Annotated in this window: 1 rRNA gene; it reads left to right on the top strand. The window is 56.8% G+C overall.

The annotated features are described in order from the left end of the window. Positions 1 to 19 precede the first annotated feature (19 nt). Positions 20 to 1,469: ribosomal RNA gene (locus tag MHJ63_RS09800) — 16S ribosomal RNA — on the top strand; the annotation flags it as partial.

The raw sequence follows: 1,469 nt of genomic DNA, 5'->3' as shown, positions 1-1,469 counted from the left end.
AGCATCTGTTTTTATGTTTTTTGCGGAGAGTTTGATCCTGGCTCAGGATGAACGCTGGCGGCGTGCTTAACACATGCAAGTCGAACGCTGAAGCCTGGTGCTTGCACTGGGTGGATGAGTGGCGAACGGGTGAGTAACACGTGAGTAACCTGCCCTTGACTTCGGGATAAGCCCGGGAAACTGGGTCTAATACTGGATATGACTCCTTACCGCATGGTGGGGGGTGGAAAGATTTATCGGTTGGGGATGGACTCGCGGCCTATCAGTTTGTTGGTGGGGTAATGGCCTACCAAGACGACGACGGGTAGCCGGCCTGAGAGGGTGACCGGCCACACTGGGACTGAGACACGGCCCAGACTCCTACGGGAGGCAGCAGTGGGGAATATTGCACAATGGGCGCAAGCCTGATGCAGCGACGCCGCGTGAGGGATGACGGCCTTCGGGTTGTAAACCTCTTTCAGTAGGGAAGCAGCCTCTTTTTGGGGTGACGGTACCTGCAGAAGAAGCGCCGGCTAACTACGTGCCAGCAGCCGCGGTAATACGTAGGGCGCAAGCGTTATCCGGAATTATTGGGCGTAAAGAGCTCGTAGGCGGTTTGTCGCGTCTGCTGTGAAAGCCCGGGGCTTAACTCCGGGTGTGCAGTGGGTACGGGCAGGCTAGAGTGCAGTAGGGGAGACTGGAATTCCTGGTGTAGCGGTGGAATGCGCAGATATCAGGAGGAACACCGATGGCGAAGGCAGGTCTCTGGGCTGTTACTGACGCTGAGGAGCGAAAGCATGGGGAGCAAACAGGATTAGATACCCTGGTAGTCCATGCCGTAAACGTTGGGCACTAGGTGTGGGGGACATTCCACGTTTTCCGCGCCGTAGCTAACGCATTAAGTGCCCCGCCTGGGGAGTACGGCCGCAAGGCTAAAACTCAAAGGAATTGACGGGGGCCCGCACAAGCGGCGGAGCATGCGGATTAATTCGATGCAACGCGAAGAACCTTACCAAGGCTTGACATGGACCGGATCGGCGCAGAGATGTGTTTTCCTTTCGGGGCTGGTTCACAGGTGGTGCATGGTTGTCGTCAGCTCGTGTCGTGAGATGTTGGGTTAAGTCCCGCAACGAGCGCAACCCTCGTTCTATGTTGCCAGCACGTGATGGTGGGGACTCATGGGAGACTGCCGGGGTCAACTCGGAGGAAGGTGGGGATGACGTCAAATCATCATGCCCCTTATGTCTTGGGCTTCACGCATGCTACAATGGCCGGTACAATGGGTTGCGATACTGTGAGGTGGAGCTAATCCCAAAAAGCCGGTCTCAGTTCGGATTGGGGTCTGCAACTCGACCCCATGAAGTCGGAGTCGCTAGTAATCGCAGATCAGCAACGCTGCGGTGAATACGTTCCCGGGCCTTGTACACACCGCCCGTCAAGTCACGAAAGTTGGTAACACCCGAAGCCGGTGGCCTAACCCTTGTGGGGGG

Origin of the sequence: Pseudoglutamicibacter albus (assembly GCF_022346425.1) — a bacterium.
Lineage (GTDB): Bacteria > Actinomycetota > Actinomycetes > Actinomycetales > Micrococcaceae > Pseudoglutamicibacter > Pseudoglutamicibacter albus.
This window is presented reverse-complemented; position numbering and strand designations above follow the sequence as displayed.